Annotated in this window: 17 protein-coding genes; 10 read left to right on the top strand and 7 right to left on the bottom strand. The window is 67.2% G+C overall.

All coding sequences use genetic code 11. The features are described 5' to 3' along the window. The first annotated feature begins 37 nt into the window (after positions 1-37). The 3 genes from EV643_RS40800 to EV643_RS40790 all read left to right on the top strand — a co-directional run bounded on the left by EV643_RS40800 (position 38) and on the right by EV643_RS40790 (position 2592). On the top strand, positions 38-1282 hold the full coding sequence (locus EV643_RS40800) for an MFS transporter (RefSeq protein ID WP_133805601.1): 1245 nt from the start codon (positions 38-40) through the stop codon (positions 1280-1282). Positions 1283-1459: 177 nt separating this feature from the next. Next, entirely contained in the window at positions 1460-1687 is a 228-nt protein-coding gene (locus EV643_RS40795) for a DUF6458 family protein (protein WP_133805600.1), read from the top strand. Positions 1688-1830: 143 nt separating this feature from the next. Then, positions 1831-2592, top strand: coding sequence for a class I SAM-dependent methyltransferase (locus tag EV643_RS40790; protein ID WP_133805599.1), 762 nt, complete (start codon positions 1831-1833; stop codon positions 2590-2592). 387 nt (positions 2593-2979) lie between these two features. Here EV643_RS40790 and EV643_RS40785 read toward each other — a convergent pair whose 3' ends face one another. Further along, positions 2980-4686 (bottom strand): glycoside hydrolase family 43 protein, encoded by a 1707-nt coding sequence (locus tag EV643_RS40785; RefSeq protein ID WP_202870004.1) that lies wholly within the window; start codon positions 4684-4686, stop codon positions 2980-2982. A 20-nt stretch (positions 4687-4706) separates the two neighbouring features. Here EV643_RS40785 and EV643_RS40780 point away from each other — a divergent pair, with 20 nt between their 5' ends. From EV643_RS40780 to EV643_RS40765, 4 genes are all read left to right on the top strand, one after another. Further along, the gene (locus EV643_RS40780) at positions 4707-5744 is read left to right on the top strand and encodes a LacI family DNA-binding transcriptional regulator (RefSeq protein ID WP_133805598.1); all 1038 of its coding nucleotides are present in this window, start codon (positions 4707-4709) and stop codon (positions 5742-5744) included. A gap of 246 nt (positions 5745-5990) precedes the next feature. Then, a complete protein-coding gene (locus EV643_RS40775) occupies positions 5991-7004 on the top strand; it encodes an ABC transporter permease subunit (RefSeq protein WP_202870003.1) in 1014 nt (337 codons plus the stop codon). After that, positions 7001-7885 carry a carbohydrate ABC transporter permease gene (locus tag EV643_RS40770; protein WP_133805597.1) on the top strand — a complete coding sequence of 295 codons (885 nt, stop codon included), beginning with the start codon at positions 7001-7003 and terminating at the stop codon, positions 7883-7885. The genes EV643_RS40775 and EV643_RS40770 overlap by 4 nt, the downstream gene beginning before the upstream one ends. Positions 7886-7924: 39 nt before the next feature. Continuing rightward, a complete protein-coding gene (locus tag EV643_RS40765) occupies positions 7925-9490 on the top strand; it encodes an ABC transporter substrate-binding protein (protein ID WP_133805596.1) in 1566 nt (521 codons plus the stop codon). On the opposite strand, the gene EV643_RS40760 is transcribed toward EV643_RS40765, so the two are convergent. Genes EV643_RS40760 through EV643_RS40740 form a run of 5 tightly spaced genes read right to left on the bottom strand, consistent with a single transcriptional unit; the run spans position 9483 to position 13026 of the window. Further along, positions 9483-10187: an alpha/beta fold hydrolase gene (locus tag EV643_RS40760; protein ID WP_133805595.1), complete on the bottom strand. Its 705-nt coding sequence runs from the start codon at positions 10185-10187 to the stop codon at positions 9483-9485. The two genes, EV643_RS40765 and EV643_RS40760, sit on opposite strands and share 8 nt — an antisense overlap. 3 nt (positions 10188-10190) lie before the next feature. Further along, positions 10191-11213 (bottom strand): LacI family DNA-binding transcriptional regulator, encoded by a 1023-nt coding sequence (locus EV643_RS40755; protein ID WP_133805594.1) that lies wholly within the window; start codon positions 11211-11213, stop codon positions 10191-10193. A gap of 45 nt (positions 11214-11258) precedes the next feature. Further along, a complete protein-coding gene (locus tag EV643_RS40750; RefSeq protein ID WP_133805593.1) occupies positions 11259-11645 on the bottom strand; it encodes a DUF2255 family protein in 387 nt (128 codons plus the stop codon). Between the two features lie 2 nt (positions 11646-11647). Then, entirely contained in the window at positions 11648-11992 is a 345-nt protein-coding gene (locus EV643_RS40745) for a carboxymuconolactone decarboxylase family protein (RefSeq protein WP_133805592.1), read from the bottom strand. After that, entirely contained in the window at positions 11989-13026 is a 1038-nt protein-coding gene (locus tag EV643_RS40740; RefSeq protein WP_133805591.1) for an alcohol dehydrogenase catalytic domain-containing protein, read from the bottom strand. The genes EV643_RS40745 and EV643_RS40740 overlap by 4 nt, the downstream gene beginning before the upstream one ends. A 133-nt stretch (positions 13027-13159) precedes the next feature. On the opposite strand from EV643_RS40740, the gene EV643_RS40735 reads away from it, so the two are divergent. Continuing rightward, on the top strand, positions 13160-14038 hold the full coding sequence (locus EV643_RS40735; RefSeq protein ID WP_133805590.1) for a helix-turn-helix transcriptional regulator: 879 nt from the start codon (positions 13160-13162) through the stop codon (positions 14036-14038). A 6-nt stretch (positions 14039-14044) separates the two neighbouring features. Here EV643_RS40735 and EV643_RS40730 read toward each other — a convergent pair whose 3' ends face one another. After that, positions 14045-15034 (bottom strand): sigma-70 family RNA polymerase sigma factor, encoded by a 990-nt coding sequence (locus tag EV643_RS40730; RefSeq protein ID WP_202870002.1) that lies wholly within the window; start codon positions 15032-15034, stop codon positions 14045-14047. A 132-nt stretch (positions 15035-15166) separates the two neighbouring features. Between EV643_RS40730 and EV643_RS40725 the strand changes: the two genes are divergently transcribed. After that, positions 15167-15958, top strand: a complete 792-nt coding sequence (locus EV643_RS40725) for an SDR family NAD(P)-dependent oxidoreductase (protein ID WP_133805588.1) — start codon at positions 15167-15169, stop codon at positions 15956-15958. 86 nt (positions 15959-16044) lie between these two features. Then, on the top strand, positions 16045-16667 hold a 623-nt coding region (locus EV643_RS40720), incomplete at its 3' end, for a GNAT family N-acetyltransferase (RefSeq protein WP_133805587.1).

Genomic DNA, 16667 nt, shown 5'->3' with positions numbered 1-16667 from the left:
CCTGCCCACGACGTGATGCTTTCGGGAGCAACCCTCGATGTTCTTACCTGCCTATCGGGCCGCCGATCCGGTCCGGACGTACTTCGTCTTCAAGGGCGCCTGGTCCTTCCTCTTCGCGCTGGCCTTCACGCTCAGCATGGTCTACTACGTGGCCGACGTGGGCCTCGATCCGCTCCAGCTCGTCCTGGTCGGTACGACGCTCGAGCTGGCCTGCTTCCTCTTCGAGGTCCCGACCGGGATCGTCGCCGATCTGTACAGCCGCCGGCTGTCGATCATCATCGGCTGCGCCCTGATCGGCGCCGGAATCCTTCTCCAGGGGTTGGTGCCGGCCTTCCTCGCGATCCTGGCCGCGCAGGTCCTCTGGGGCATCGGCTACACCTTCGTCTCGGGCGCCGACCATGCCTGGATCACCGACGAGATCGGCGCCGACCGGATCGGTCCGGTGTTCGTCCGCGAGCAGCAGATCGGCCTGACCGCCACGATCGCCGGCACGGTCACCGCGGGCGCGTTCGGACTGATCAGCCTGCCGCTGCCGATGACGTTGGCGGGCGCCGGGATGATGCTGCTGGCGATCGCGCTGTTCGTGGTCATGCCCGAGCGACACTTCGAGCGCAGAACTGAGCGCCAGACCTTCCGGCGGATGGGGCAGACCTTCAAGGCCGGCCTGCAGATCGCCCGGACCCGGCCCGTGGTCCGGACGCTGGTGTTGATCAGCCTGATCTCCGGGCTGTCGAGCGAAGCGTTCGACCGGCTCTGGACGGTGAAGATCCTGGAGTTCGACTTCCCGGAGTTGTTCGGGACCTCGGACCCGGCGTTCTGGTTCACCGTGCTCGCGCTGGTCGGCACACTCCTCTCGCTGGCCGCGTCGCTGGTGGCGAACAAGGTGTCCCCCGAACGCGTCAATGCACTGCATCCGAACGGGCTGCTCGCTCTGCTCAGCCTGTTCCAGCTGACCGGCGTGATCGCGTTCGCGCTGTTCGGCAACCTGTGCCTCGCGCTGGTGGCGATGTGGGTCAACCGGGTCGCGGGGTCGCTCTCCTACCCGATCGAGTCGGCCTGGCTGAACCGCAATCTGGAGTCCGGCTCCCGCGCGACCGTGATCTCGATGGTGTCCCAGGCGAACGCGATCGGCCAGTCCGTCGGCGGACCACCGCTCGGCGCCCTGGCCGGGCGGACCACACTCCGTACTGCGTTGGTGGTGTCCGGGCTGATCCTGACCCCGATCCCGCTGCTCTATCTGCGACTGCGGCCGGCCCGGACGTCCGTCGTACAGGAAATCTAGTCTGCTTCGAGGCGGCGGTCGCGGTTTGCATTCGCAGGCAAAGCCGGGTGCGGCGTCAGCGGGTTTCACTCCTCAGGCGATCGGGCACCGGACGTGCGGGCGATTCACGACAGCTCGTGGCACGCCCTGGAGCCAACCCGAAGGAGCTCCGTGGAGCACAACCCGAGGAGGCGTGCGATGGGCATCGGTGCGGGGATCTTCCTGCTGGCGGTCGGCGGCATCCTGGCCTTTGCGGTTTCGGACCGGATCAGCGGTGTCGACCTGACCATGGTCGGCTACATCATGATGGGAGCCGGCGCGCTCGGCCTGATCCTCGCCGTGATCCTCAACGGCCAGCGCTCACGAACCTCCCACACAGTCGTCGAAGAACACCGCGACCCGACAACCCGAGACCCGCGGCTGTAAAACGCCGCTGCAGGGCCTGGCGACAACAGGTGGTCGCCAGGCCCTGCCATGTCTCTCCGTCCAGCGGGACCGGCTTCTACGAGGTGCTCCGCAGGGTCGTCGACCGCCGCGTTGGCGGGCGGCGTGGTGGTTACGATCGGGGGATGACTTCGACGCCTTCTGGGCATGCGGTTCAGCAGTATTCGGGTGGGAGTGGGCGGCTGCGGGCTCGGATGGGGGTGCATGCGTTCGGGACTGATCCGCGAGGATGGTTTGCCTGGTTGGCCGAGCGGGTGGTGGCGCAGGGGGACGTGCTCGAGGTGGGGGCTGGGACGGGGAAGCTGTGGGCTGAGCTGCCGCATGAGGGGGCGCGGTTGACATTGACGGACTTCTCGCCGGCGATGTGCGAGGAGTTGCGGAAGGTCCCGGGGGCTGAGGTACGGCAGTGCGACGCGACGGAGCTGCCGTTCGGGGACGGCACCTTTGATGTGGTGATCGCGAACCACATGCTGTACCACCTGGACGATCCGACCGCGGCGTTGCGCGAGTTCGCCCGGGTACTGCGGAACGGTGGGCGACTGGTTGCCGCGGTCAACGGTCGCGACCACATGCAGGAGCTCCGCGACCTCGGCCCCGCGATCGGGCGGCCGGCCATGCTCCGCGGTCTGACGATGAACGACTTCACCGCCGAGACGGGCGGAGAGATTGTGGGCGGCTACTTCGCGGAGGTTCGGGTCGAACGCTATCCGTGCAACCTGGTGATCCCGTCCCCCGAGCCCGTCCTCGACTACCTCGGCAGCCTCACCGAGGAACCACTCACAGCCGAGGAAGAGTCCGCCGTACGCGAGCTGGTGCAGGCGAAGATCGATGCCGACGGCCACTTCTTCGTCCGCAAACACACGGTCCTGATCACCGCGACCCACTGACCGCACCGCCTGGACAGGAACCCGGGACCTCGGTCGCGAACCGGGGACCTCGGTCAGGAAGCGGGGACCTCGGTCAGGAAGCGGGGACCTCGGTCAAGAAGTGGGGGCCTCGGTCAAGAAGCCGGGACCTCGGTCACGAAGCCGGGACCTCGGTCACGTTATTTCTTGTTCATGCCCCCGGGTTCTTGGTCACGGTCCCGCCTTGGTGTACGCAGGACGGGTCAAACGCGCACCTCGTTGCCCGCCGCCCCGCCCACGTCGCCGGTGTACCGATGGACAGGTAGTAGTCGGCTTTGGGGCGTGAATTCGGTGGGCGTCAGGCGTGGGGGGTTACCGGGGAGGGGACTACTACCTGTCCATATGTACGCAATCGGGGTGGTCGGTGGGTCAGGTCAGGTGGAAGTGGTGGAAGTCGGCGGGGAGGGTGGTGGTGGGGAGGTCTTCGGAGACCAGGCCTACGAAGGCGCCGGTGAAGCGGAGGGTCGTGCCGTAGTCGTCGGAGAGCACGCCTGCATCGAGGGTGGGGCCGACGGCGTGCCAGGTGAGGTTGTCGATGGGCGCCGTGGGGTCGGCGGTGGGGGCCGTGGGGTCGGCGGTGGGGGCCGTTGGGTTGGCGGTGGGGGCCGCGAGGCCGGCCGCGGTGGGGGTGGCGGCGGTTGGGATTGCGGCGGTTGGGATTGCGGCGGTTGGGATTGCGGCGGTGAAGGTTAGGTGGGCGTCGCGGAGTTCGCCTCTGAGGTGGACTGGGGCGGTGGCGGGGAGGTCGGTGATGTGTTCGGTGTAGGTGCCGTCGATCGAGGTGGCTAGGAAGATGCGGGGGCCGTCGTCGGTGCCGGTGACGCCGAGGAGGTAGTGGTTGGTGGTGTCGTACCAGAAGACGAGTCCGGCGCGTTGGCCTCTGTACTGCGGGTGGTAGTCGAGCGAGGTGGTCGCGGTCAGGCGGGTGCGGGTGATTCGTTGCGCGACGAGGCTCAGGGCGAATCTGGAGCGCATGCTCTGGCGGCCGCGGAGGCGGAGGTAGCCGGGTCGTTCGGTCAGGTTCACCCAGGAGTCGTCCATCGGCTCACGGAGAGAACACCATTCGTCGCCGAGGACGGCTCCGTTGAACCTGCCGTTGGTCGAAGCAGCGGCGTACGGGGTCTCTGGTTTGGGGGGTGGGACGGCTACTTGCTCGCTGGGCCAGTGGGTGCCGTTGGTCAGGCGGAGCCAGTTGTCTTCGGTCCAGGTGACTTGTTGGAGGCAGGTTTCACGGCCGAGGATGGAGCGGCGTTCGCCTCGGGAGAGGACCGGGCGGCTCGCGAGATGGGCCAGGTACCACTCCCCCGTCGGGGTCTCTACGAGTTCGCCATGACCCGCCTTCTGCAGCGCCAGGCCGGGGTTGTCGCGGGACGTGAGCAGCGAGCCGCGCGGATCGAGCTCGTACGGACCCCCAAGAGACCGGGACCGTGCCATCAGGATCCCGTGGTTCCAGCCGGTACCGCCCTCGGCGAGCATCAGGTAGTACCACCCGTCACGGCGGTACAGGTTGGGCCCCTCGATCAGCTCCGAATTCGTCAGCACCGTCCGCGGCCGACCGAGCAGTCGGCCGGTCGACAGCTCGAGCTCCTGCAGCACGATCCCGGCGAACGGCGAGTGACCGGGCCGGTGGTCCCACGTCATGTTGACCAGCCAGCTCCGCCCGTCCGCATCATGGAAGAGCGACGGATCGAACCCGCCCCCACCAAGCTGCACGGGCTCCGACCAGGGACCGGTGACGGACGGCGCGCTGATCAGGAAGATGTCCAGGTCCTTGAACGGCCCGCCGACCGTGTAGATCACCGCGAAGACCAACCAGTACCGCCCGGCGTGATAACTCAGCGAAGGCGCCCAGACACCGCCCGAATCCGGTACGCCGCGCAACGGCAGGCTCTCCGAAGACGTCAGGGCGTACCCCACCGGCGTCCACCGGACGAGATCCCGCGAGTGGTGCAACCGGATCCCCGGGAACCACTCGAACGTACTGTTCGCCACGTAGTAGTCCGCCCCGACGCGGACGATCGACGGGTCGGGATGGAATCCTGGCAGGATCGGGTTGCTTACGGCGGTATTCGTCATCTCAGTCCCTGGAGGTGAAAGTGGTCGAGACGGTCCGAACGGGTCCGACCATGGCCGTGGTCGCCCGGATGGCCGGCGTCTCGGTGCCGACGGTCAGCAAGGTGATCAACGGCCGTGGTGGTGTCGGCGCCGCGACCCGTCAGAAGGTGACCGAGGCGCTCCTCGAGGTCGGGTACCTGCGCCGTCCCAGTAAGCCGTCGGACCAACCGGGTTCCGGCCGGCTGATCGATGTCGTGATGCACGGCCTGCGCACGACGTACGCCGCCAACGTGCTGGACGGCATCGAGGCAGCCGCGCGTGACGCGGGACTGGACATCGTGGTCGCCTCGTCGGACTACGCCCATCGGCACCGCGAGTACCCGGGTGGTGGCTGGCTGGACCACCTGATCGACCGGGGTACGGCGGGTGTCCTGCTGGTCCTGCTGGAGACGACGGCCGCCCAGCACGACTGGCTCACCCACTTCGGCATCCCGTGCGTGATCGTCGACCCGATCTCGCCACCGCCACCCGGCGTACCGACCGTTGCCGCCGACAACGAAGGCGGAGGCGCCGCGGCGACCCGGCACCTGATCGAGCTCGGCCATCAGCGAATCGCCTACATCGGCGGTTCGCCCGGCAAGCTCTGCGCCAAGGCCCGGCTGGCCGGCTACCGGACGGCGATGTCTGACGCCGGCCTGCCGATCCCGGAGAGCTACCTGCACGACGGCAACTTCAACGAGCCCGACGCCGCCCTCGCGATGGCGAAACTGCTCGCGCAGCCCACAGCCAAACGCCCGACGGCGGTGTTCGTCGCTTCGGACCTGATGGCCGTCTCCGCCTGCCGGGTGATCCGCGAGCACGGTCTGCAGGTCGGCAAGGACATCAGCGTGGTCGGCTTCGACGACGTCGACGAGGCCCGCGCCACGGCGCCGATGCTGACCACCGTCCGCCAGCCCCTCGGCGAGATGGGCGCGACGGGACTGCGACTCCTCTTCGACCGGATGCGGGGTGCCGACCCCCAAGGCCACGTCGAGCTGCCGATCGAACTGATCGTCCGCGAGAGCGCCGTACCGAATTAGCCTCTCCCGGCGAACAACCCTGGTCACAAAGCTTCCTCCCGACAGACAGAGCGGGCAAACGTTTGCCTGCGCTGGGACGCTAGAGCGGGCCACAGGCACCGTCAAGGATCCTGGGCGGACGAAAACTTTCGCAGCGGCGGCGCCCGATCAAGGTCTGGACAACCCGGAAACCCCTCTGTAATTTGCGGGAAAGCGTTTGCCTAATCCGGTTGACGCAGCATCCCGCGAACACCGAGGAGGATCACGGTGCGGGCCAATTCACTGGTGATGGAGTCCGGCAGTGAGCCGGGCACCGATGACGCAGTACCGCCTCAACGGCCGGCCGATCCACCGCGCACCCCGGCCAAGCGACCGCGGCGACGGCCTCCGCTCGGTCTGGTGCTGCTGGCACTGCCCGCGATCGCCTTCTTCGTGGTGTTCAGTTACGCGCCGATGGCCGGCCTGGTGGTGGCCTTCAAGGACTTCTCGATCAGCGACGGTGTCTTCGGCAGTCCGTGGAGCGGGCTGGACAACTTCCGGTACTTCTTCAGCACCGGTGACGCGCCCCGGATCCTGGCGAACACGTTGTTCCTGAACACGCTGTTCCTCGGCGCCACGCTGCTCACCGGGATCACCCTCGCGGTGATGCTGAACGAGATCCGGGTGAAGCTGTTCAAGCGAGCGATCCAGTCCGTGATCTTCTTCCCGTACTTCGTCTCGCCGATCGTGATCAGCATCATCCTGCAGGTCCTGCTGGCCGGCGTCGGCGGCAGCGGCGGTGCCGCGAACGACCTGCTGCACGTGTTCAACCTGCCGCAGGTCGAGTGGTACACCCAGCCCGGACCGTGGCCGTGGATCCTCACGGTGGTGAAGATCTGGCAGCTCGGCGGCTATCTCAGCATCATCTTCCTGGCCGCGATCACCGCGATCCCAGAGGAGGTGTACGAGGCCGGCATGATCGACGGCGCGTCCCGCACCCAGATGGCGTTCCGGATCACCGTGCCGCTGCTCCGCCCGACCGCGGCCGTGCTGCTGGTCCTCGGGATCGGCCGGATCTTCTACGGCGACTTCGGCACCATCTACGCGATCGTCGGCGACAACGGCACGCTCTTCCCGACCACCGACGTGATCGACACCTACGTCTTCCGGTCGCTGCGACAGCTCGGCGACTTCGGCAGTACGGCGGCAGTAGGGCTGTTCCAGTCGGTCGTCGGCTTCGTCCTCGTCGTGCTGGCCGTGCTCGTCCAGCGCCGGTACGCGAAGGAGAGCAGCATCCTGTGAGCACCTCAACCGCGGCCGGCCGGCGTACGGTCGAGCCTTTCACCGTCATCAGCGTCATCTGCGTGACGGTGTTCGGGCTGCTCTGCCTGATCCCGTTCTGGATGATCATCGCGGGCTCGTTCACCGACGAGTCGAAGCTGTCCGTCAGCGGGTACAGCTTGTTCCCGGACCCGTTCTCGCTCGAGGCGTACCGGACGATCTTCACCGGCCCGGCCGTGCTTTCGGCGTACCGGGCCAGCATCTTCATCACGGTCGTCGGTACGGCGCTGTCGTTGGCGGCGACCTCCGGGATCAGCTGGGTGATCGCTCGACGACTGCCCTACATCAGCCGGCCGTTGGCGATCTTCACCTACATCCCGATGCTGTTCACCGGTGGCCTGGTCCCGATGTACCTGCTCGTCACCCAGTACCTGAATCTGCAGAACAGCCTGTTCGCGGTGATCCTGCCGTTGCTGGTGGCCCCTTTCCTGGTGTTCATCCAGGTGAGCTTCTTCCGCCAGCTGCCGGAGGAGATCCTGGAGTCCGCCCGGGTGGACGGCGCGAGCGAGTTGCGGATCTTCTTCCAGATCGGGCTGCCGCTGTCCAAACCGATTCTCGCGGTGATCGCGCTGTTCTACGCCGTCACCTATTGGAACGAGTGGTTCCACGCCCTGCTGTTCATCTCCGACACCGAGAAGTACCCACTGCAACTGCTGCTGCAGAACCTGATCTCCAGTGTCACCAACGCGGCCACCCTGCCGCAGTCCACCGCCCAGGCGGCGCCGGTCTACCAGCTCCGGCTCGCCCTCACCGCGGTCACCATCGGGCCGATCCTGCTCGCCTACCCGTTCGCGCAGCGCTACTTCGTCAAAGGCCTCACGCTCGGCGCCACCAAGGGCTGAGCTGTCTCATTCACCACCGAATCCCGCAGGAGTTGTCCCATGTCCGCAAACCTGTCCCGTCGTGGTTTCCTGGCCGCCGGCGGTGGCCTGTCCCTAGCCGCAGTGCTCGGCCTGTCCGGCTGCGGTGACTCGAACTCCGACTCGTCGTCTGGTGACGGCGCGAAGGATCTGAAGCTGCTGCTGCCCGGTGCCGTGCCGGACGGGTGGGCCGCAGTACTCGAGGCGGTGAACAAGAAGCTGCAGGCCGACCTCGGCTTCAGCATCACGCCGCAGTTCATCAACTGGAACAACTACGGCAGCCAGGCGCTGCTGAAGTTCACCGCCGGAGAGAAGTTCGAGACGGCACTGCAGGCCCGCTGGCTGAACATGGCGCAACTGGTCGGCAGCGGCTCGCTGGTCGACGTCGGCCCGCTGGTGACGGGCGGGAAGTACCCGAACCTGCAGAAGACGCTGAACGACAAGCTGATCGAGCTGAACAAGTGGAGCGGCAAGCTCTGGGGCATCCCGCAGGTCAACAGCGCCGGCCGGATCCACCACTTCGCCATCCGCCAGGACCTGGCCGAGAAGTACGGCATCACCGAGATCACCGACTACCCGACACTGGAGAAGTTCTGGTACGACGTGAAGCAGCGCGATCCGCGAGTGACCCCGATCGCGCTCAGCCAGAACCAGTCGAACCTGACCTGCGTCCCCGGCCCGGTCGCGATGTTCAACGCCGCCTCCTGGGAGAACGCCAACCGGATCGCGCAGTCCTTCAGCGGCGGGTCGATGCCGTTCTTCCTGGCCGAGAACGCAAAAGAGACCGGGAGCTCGGACCCGGTGCCGTTCTGGGAACTCGATGGTGTGGTGGACGCGCTGCGTACGATCCGCAAGTACTACCAGGACGGCATCATCAACCGCGACGCGCTCAACGTCGACGCCGCCACCACGAAGGGCCTGTTCACGAACGGGCAGACCGCGTCGGCCTGGGCGACCACCGACGGCCTGTCGTCCACGACGTTGCTGCCCGGACTCCAGAAGGCCGTCAAGGGTGCGCAACTGGCGAACGTCGTACCGCTGAAGGGCGGGAAGTCGGCCAAGCCGAACCAGACGTTCCAGGCCGACAACTTCACCGTGCTGAACGCGAAGGGCGCGAGCAACGAGCGGGCCATGCAGCTCGAGGACTGGCTGTCGATCAAGGAGAACCACGACCTGATCTCGTACGGCGTCGAGGGCAAGGACTGGAAGCCGGTCGGCGCGGACAAGTTCGAGCAGCTGAGCACCTACGCGTTCCCCGGGTTCGCGCTCTGCTGGCGTACTTCGCTGGAACGGCGGTCGGCGCTGATGACCGAGTCCGAGGCGGACTGGTTCAGCTGGGCGCAGGACTACGACAACTTCACCGTCGACACGTTCGCGAGCTTCATCCCCGACGTGAACCCGGTGAAGCGCGAAGAGGCCCAGATCTCGCAGGCGTTCACGCAGTACGGGAACCCGCTCTTCTTCGGCGCGGTGGACGTGGACGCCGGCCTGGACAAGCTGAAGAAGGCAGTCTCGTCGGCCGGGCTGGACAAGCTGCAGACGGAGCTGGCCAAGCAGGCCGATGAGTACTTGAAGACCGTCAAGTGAGCCGATCGCCGAGCAGTTGCGCGAAGCGGTCTGGGTGCTCTTGGTGGAGGTAGTGCCCCGTACCCGGCCAGACCTCGATCGTGGAACCGGCCGGCCAGGTCAACGACATCGCGAAGTCGGCGGCCCGGCCGGTCGAGTAGAGGCTGTGGAACGGATGCTGAGCCGTGGCGAGGAAGTCGCGGGTCGCCGGGCGGTGGCCGAAGCTGCCCGGCGCGAGGTACATGGATTCGTAGAGGTCGGCGAGGACGTCGCCGGGTGTGCGTTCCATCGCCGCTCGGGTCTCGCGGTGGAGTTCGTTGGTCTGCGGGAACGCACGATCGACGAACTCCGCACCGGCCTCTGATCCACGCTCGCGCAGGTCGGCGAGCCGATCCGGGGCTAGCGCGATCTCCTCGTCGTCAGCCCCGTACGCCGGGTCGATGACGACCACCGCGGTCACCAGCTCGGGGTACCGGGCGGCCAGGTCGGCGACGACTTGACCGCCCATCGAGTGGCCGACGGCAACGACCGGATCGTGGATCATCTTGGCCAGATCGTCGGCCAGGGCGCCGATCGTGTACGGGCCGTCGGCATCGATCTGGGTGCCGTGACCGCGGAGATCTGGGGCTGTGGTTTCGGACCACTCGCTCACCAAGTCGGTGATTTGTCGCCAGGCGTTGCCGTTTGCTCCCCAGCCGTGGACCAGCAGGATCCTCATTGGTTACCGCCTGCGCCGCGGTCTTGCGGTCGACTCGCGGATCACCAGCTCGGGCGTCGCCACCGAGGCGGGTACCTCGCGCTCACCGGCGAGGATCCGGGCGAGTACGTCGAAAGCCCGGGCACCGAGATCGTTGAAGTCCTGCCGGACCGTGGTCAGCGCCGGCTGCCACATCTCGACGTACGGCTGGTCGTCGAATCCGATCACCGAGATGTCCTCCGGCACCTTGCGGCCCGCGTCGCTCAGCGCGCGCATCAGACCGACGGCGATCTCGTCGTTGCCGCAGAGCACCGCTGTGACGTCGCGCCGCTTGGCGATCTGCTCGCCGCACGCATGCCCGCTGCGCGCCTCCCAGGTCGCATGCATGATCTCCGGGATCTCCACACCGGCGGACTTCAACGCCGCCCGCCAGCCCTCGGTCCGGCCGGAATGCTTGCCCATCGTCGGCCCGGCGACGTGGTGCACCGTGCGATGTCCGAGCCCCAGCAGGTACTGCGTCGCTTCGCGGCCGCCCGCGCGTTCGTCGATCAGCGCACACGCACGGGATCCCGCCCGACGCGCACCGCCGCCCGCGACCACGAGCGGAACCGTGCCCGGCATCACCTGGCCGGCGATGATCCCCGGCCGATCGAACTCGAGAATTACAGTGCCCGCGACCGCCTGGATCAGCACCCGGTCGACCACCCTGCGGACCGCCTCGGGATCGGACGACTCGACTACCGTGATCCCGACCTCCATCCCGGCCGCGCGAGCCGAATGCTCGATCCCCTCGACGGTGCGGGCGTATCCGTATCCGGAGGTGTGGCCGGCGATCACCGCGACGAGAGTCCGCTTCCCGGAGACCAGGGCCCGGGCTGCGCCGTTCGGCCGATACCCGAGCTTGTCGACGGCGCGGCGTACCCGCTGCTGCACCTCATGACTCACCGGCTTGGCCCCGGTCAGCACCCGCGACACGGTCGGCACCGACACCCCCGCCGCCGCGGCGACATCGGCCAGCACAGGCACTTTCACGGACTTGGTCGGCATCTCCGGATCATAGCGCTCCGACCAGCCGCGCAAACGTTTTCCTTCTTATTTGGAAAGGCTGCGTGGTACGACGCGGAGGGTGCCGAGGGCAGCCTTGTCGCCGACGACGGTGCCGACGATCGCGGCGCCGTAGCGGTCGTACTTCGCGTGGTAGGCGTCGTCGATGTCCGCATGCACTCCCTGGTCGGCTTCCGTGAACGTCACGTCGCGTTCGATTCCGCCGGCGTTGATCCGGCCCTCGCCGCTGGTCTTCGCGCGGCGGTACCAGGGGTTTTCGGTGCCGTGCGCCGAGCGAACGTAGATGTCGTCGCCGGCCCGAACCACCCAGATCGTCACGTACGGGCGAACCGTGCCGTCCTTGCGAAGCGACGCGATCCGTAGCTCGGTCGCGTTGCCGATCTTCTGCAGCTCGTCAGTCGTCCAGTTGGTCACGGTCAATCCTTTTGTCCACCGAGGACCTGCTTTGCCACGGTGATCGCCGACATCGCCTTGGGCCACCCGGCGTAGAAGGCCAGGTGGATGATGAGTTCCTTGAGCTCGGTCTCTGTTACGCCGTTCTCCCGCGCCCGGTTCAGGTGCCCGGGCAACTGTTCGGTGTTGCCGCCGGCAACGAGGGCGGCGACGGTGACGAGACTCCGGTCGCGCGGCGACAACTCGGGCCTGGCCCATACGTCGCCGAACAGGACGTCGTCGGTGAGTTCGACCAGTTTCGGCGCGAAGTCGCCGATCAGTTGCTGGGCTTTGGTCTGGGCTGGTGGTTCGGTCGTGTGCTCTGTCATGGGCGGACCAGGACCTTCAGGGCTTCGCGGTCGTCCATCGCCTTGTATCCGGCCGGGACCTCGTCGAGCGACACCGTACGGTCGAAGACGCGACCCGGGTCGACCTTGCCTTCGAGTACGTCGGGCAGCAGCTCCTCGATGTACGCGCGCACTGGGGCGGGTCCGCCGGTCAGGGTGATGTTGGGACCGAACAAAGTGGGGAACCCGACCGGCGCATCGGCGTACTGCGGGACGCCGACCCGACTGATCACGCCACCGGGGCGGACTACGCCCAGCGCCTGGTCGTAGGCCTCCATGTAGCCGACGGCCTCGAGCACCGTGTGCGTTCCGTCGCCCCCAGTGAGCTCGCGCACCTTGGCGATCCCCTCTTCGCCACGCTCCGCGACCGCGTCGGTCGCGCCGAACTCCAGCCCGAGGTCGGTACGAGCCTTGTGACGGCCCATCAGGATGATCTGCTCGGCGCCCAGTCGCTTGGCCGAAAGGACCGCCATCAGACCGACCGCGCCGTCGCCGATCACCGTGACCGTCGTACGGGGATTGACGCCGGCCTTGATCGCGGCGTGATAGCCGGTGCCGTAGACGTCGGACAGGGTCAGCAGCGACGGCAGCAGCGGGGAGTCCTCGGCGACCGGAGCCTTGACCAGGGTGCCGTCGGCCAGCGGCACGCGAACGGCCTCGGCCTGGCCGCCGCCGACACCGGGGGCGTTCCAGAATCCACCGGTGCGACAGGACGTATGCAGACCTTCGCGACAGAAGTCGCAGGTGTTGTCCGACCAGGCGAACGGGGCGATGACGACGTCACCCGGCTTCAGGGTGGAGACGTCGGAGCCGATCTCCTCGACCACACCGACGAACTCGTGTCCGATGGTCGAACCCTCGGGCGTGGCGGGCATGTTGTGGTACGGGTGCAGGTCGCTGCCGCAGATACAGGCGCGCAGTACGCGTACGACCGCGTCCGTGGGCTGCTGGAGGACCGGGTCGGGGACGTTCTCGACCCGAACGTCGCCGGCACCGTAGATGATGGTTGCTCGCATTGTTCCTTCGTTCTGTCGGACTTGTTGGCTCCAGTTCCAGTGAAGGGGATCTCGCGGGCGCGTGGGAGTTCCTGTCGTTCGGGGTACTGGCAGTGCCTCCCAGGCCGTCCGGGGCGGCCGTAACCTGGGGTTCATGGACCTCCGAGCCGAGACGCGAGAATTCCTCAGGTCTCGCCGTGCCCGGATCACCCCCGAGCAGGCGGGGCTGCCCGTGTACGGCGGCAACCGGCGGGTCACGGGGCTGCGGCGCGAAGAGGTCGCCCTGCTGGCCGGCGTATCGGTGGACTACTACGTCCGGATGGAGCGCGGGAACCTCAGCGGAGCCTCCGACAACGTGCTCGAGTCGATCGCCCGGGCCCTGCAGCTCGACGAGCCCGAACGGGATCACCTCTTCGACCTCGCCCGCAAGTCGGTCGCCCCTCCCCCGGCCCGCCGGCGCCCGGCGTCCCAGCGCGTCCGGCCTGCCCTGCAGCAGGTGCTCGACGCGATCACCGACGCCCCGGCCTGGATCCGCAACGGCCGGCACGACCTGCTCGCCGCGAACCGGATGGGCCTCGCCCTGTACGCGCCGATGCTCGCCGACCCGCGCCGCCCGGCGAACACCGCCCGCTTCATCTACCTCGACCCGGCGTCCAAGGAATTCTTCGTCGACTGGGAACGCGCGGCCGACGACGTCGCCGCGATCCTCCGGTCCGACGCCGGCCGCAATCCGCACGACAAGGCCCTGACCGAACTCATCGGCGAACTGTCGACCCGCAGCGAGGTCTTCCGCACCCGCTGGGCCGCCCACAACGTGCGCTTCCACCGCACCGGCTTGAAGAAGCTGCACCACCCCGCTGTCGGCGACCTCGACCTCAACTACGAGGCCATGGAGTTCCCCTCCGACCCGGGACTCACCCTGCTCGTCTACACCGCCCCACCCGGTACGCCGACCGCCGACGCCCTGAAGCTACTGGCCACCTGGGCCGCGACCCAGGACCAACTCTCCCCTGTTGCCTCAGGCAAGGAGTAGCCCCGGCTATCGGCTCGGGAGGGATCGCGGTAGGCCGAAGGATGGGAACACGCTGTTTTCGAAGCGGGTCAGGGCGCGGATTCGGTCGCTGGTGAGAGTGAGGACGAACAGGCCGACGCCGTGACGGGTACCGCCGGTGGGGGTGCTGCGAAGGTAGGCGCCGAACGCCGGCTGTCCGTTGGCTCGCGTCGGTACGAGGTCGAATCTGCGGCCCGCGTCGAAGATGTTTGCGAAGAAGCGGGATGCGATGTCCCGGCCCTCGTATTCGAAGGGCATCGGCGGCATCGAGATGAAGACGTCGTCCGTCAGCAGGGCGATCAACGCGTCGAGATCGGCGGACTCGTACGCGCGGACGAACCTCGCCACGATCGCATCCTCCTCTTCGGAGGACGGCGGCGGTTCGGGGTCGACGGACCGTACGTGCTGCACGCCGGCGCGTGCTCGTTTGAGGGCGCTGTTGACCGAGTCGACGGTGGAGTCCAGCATGCCGGCCACCTCGTTCGCGTGGAATCCGAGGACGTCGCGCAGGACGAGTACGGCGAGTTGGCGGGGCGGTAGAACCTGGAGGGCGGTCACGAAGGCGAGCGAGATGGATTCGGTTCGCTCGTACCGGGTTTCCGGGCCGATCACGTTTTCGAGGAGGGCGTCGGGGAATGGCTCGAGCCACACGACCTCGCCGTACCGGGTCGGCTCAGGTGGCACGACTTTGGGCACGTCCCACTCCTTGGCTGGGCGTCGGCTCGCCGTGCGACGCGCGTTGAGGCAGCGGTTGGTGGCGATCCGGTAGAGCCAGGTGCGGAGCGAGGCGCGTCCTTCGAACCCGTCGAGGCCCTGCCAGGCGGTCAGTAGTACGTCTTGGAGGGTGTCCTCGGCATCCTGGAAGGAGCCGAGCATCCGGTAGCAGTGCACTTGGAGCTCTCGGCGATACGGCTCGATCAGTTCGCGGAACGCGTCGCCGTCTCCGGCCCGCGCCCTGGTGATCAGATCGGCTGTCACCAGTCACCTCCCAGCTCGTCTCGCTTTCCAGTATGGACACCGCCCGGGAGGCGAACTGGGCGGTCGGCTGGCGCCCAGTTTCCCGGCGGTGCGGTGTCTTCATCATCAAACCCGAGCGGAGTGGAGTCAGAGATGATGCTGAAGCACAAGGTCGCGGTGATCTACGGAGCCGGTGGCGCTATCGGCGAGGCTGTCGCACACGCCTTCGCGCGTGAAGGGGCCAGGTTGTTCCTCACCGGACACCACCTCGCACCGGTCGAAGCGGTTGCCAAGGACATCGTTTCCGCCGGCGGATCCGCCGAGGCGGCAGAGGTCGACGCTCTCGACGAGCAGGCAGTGGACACGCATCTGGGGTGTGTGGTCGACAAGGCGGGCCGGGTCGACGTCTCGTTCAACGCTGTGGGCATCCCGGATCAGGCGATTCTGGGTGTGCCGCTGGCCGAGCTGGACGTCGAACAGTTCTCCCTGCCGATCGCGGCGTACACCACGTCGTACTTCCTGACCGCGCGCCTCGCAGGCCGACGGATGATCGCGAACAAGTCGGGAGTCATCATGAGAGTCACCACACTCCATTCGCGGACGGGCATCCCGTTGGTAGGCGGCTACGGCCCGGCGATGGCGGCCATGGAGGCGCTCACCCGCGATCTGTCCGCCGAGCTCGCACCGTACGGCGTACGCGTGGTGGGCCTCCGACCGCAGGCCATGCCGGAGACACCCACGATCAAGGAAGCCTTCGAACCGCGCGCCAAGGCGACCGGAATGACCTGGGAGCAATGGGAGGAGCTGCTCGCAAGCAAGACCCACCCCAAACGCCTCATGACCCTCGAGGAAATGGCCAACGTGGCAGCCTTCATCGCCTCTGACAAGGCCACCGCATTGACCGGAACCACCGTCAACCTGACCTTGGGCAGCCTGGACGACTAACCCGACCAGTGCGACCGCGTGGCCGGCCGGTCCGCGTGGCCAAAAAATCGTGTGCGCGCGGTCCGGGAAGTCTCTACTCTCCACGGATGGATCTACGCGCCGAACGGACGAATGATCGAGACAGCGTACGGGATGTCCACCTTCGCGCTTTCGGTGATCACGGCACCGTGGTCGCCGACCTTGTCGAGACCCTGCGTGAGACGGTTGACCCTCTGTCCCTCGTCGCCGACGACGGCGGACAGGTTGTCGGGCATGTCATGTTCACCCGGAGCTTGCTCGATGCCCCTCGTCAGCTGGTTGAGGTCCAGGTGCTCAGCCCGCTGGCGGTATGCCCTGACCGTTTCAGGCAGGGCATTGGTTCGGCGCTGGTCATCCTTGGATTGAAGATCCTCACTGAACGAGGCGTGCCTGTCGTGTTCCTGGAGGGCGATCCTGGGTACTACTCCCGTTTCGGCTTCGCGGCCGGTGGCGACCAGGGTTTCCGCAAGCCGTCCCTGCGAATTCCCGACGGCGCATTCCAGGCCATCACGCTCCCCGCGCACCAGCAGTGGATGACGGGAACGCTTGTCTATTCGGAACCCTTCTGGCAACACGATGCGGTCGGCCTCCGCGGCTGTTGCCCGTCGTTCATCTTGCAGATGAAGGCGTCACCGGTGTTGCCGATGGGCGGGGTGTGGGAAGGCCCCGCTCGCTGGTCGCGGACGGGGCC

This window comes from Kribbella caucasensis, assembly GCF_004361855.1.
Taxonomy (GTDB): Bacteria; Actinomycetota; Actinomycetes; order Propionibacteriales; family Kribbellaceae; genus Kribbella; species Kribbella caucasensis.
This window is presented reverse-complemented; position numbering and strand designations above follow the sequence as displayed.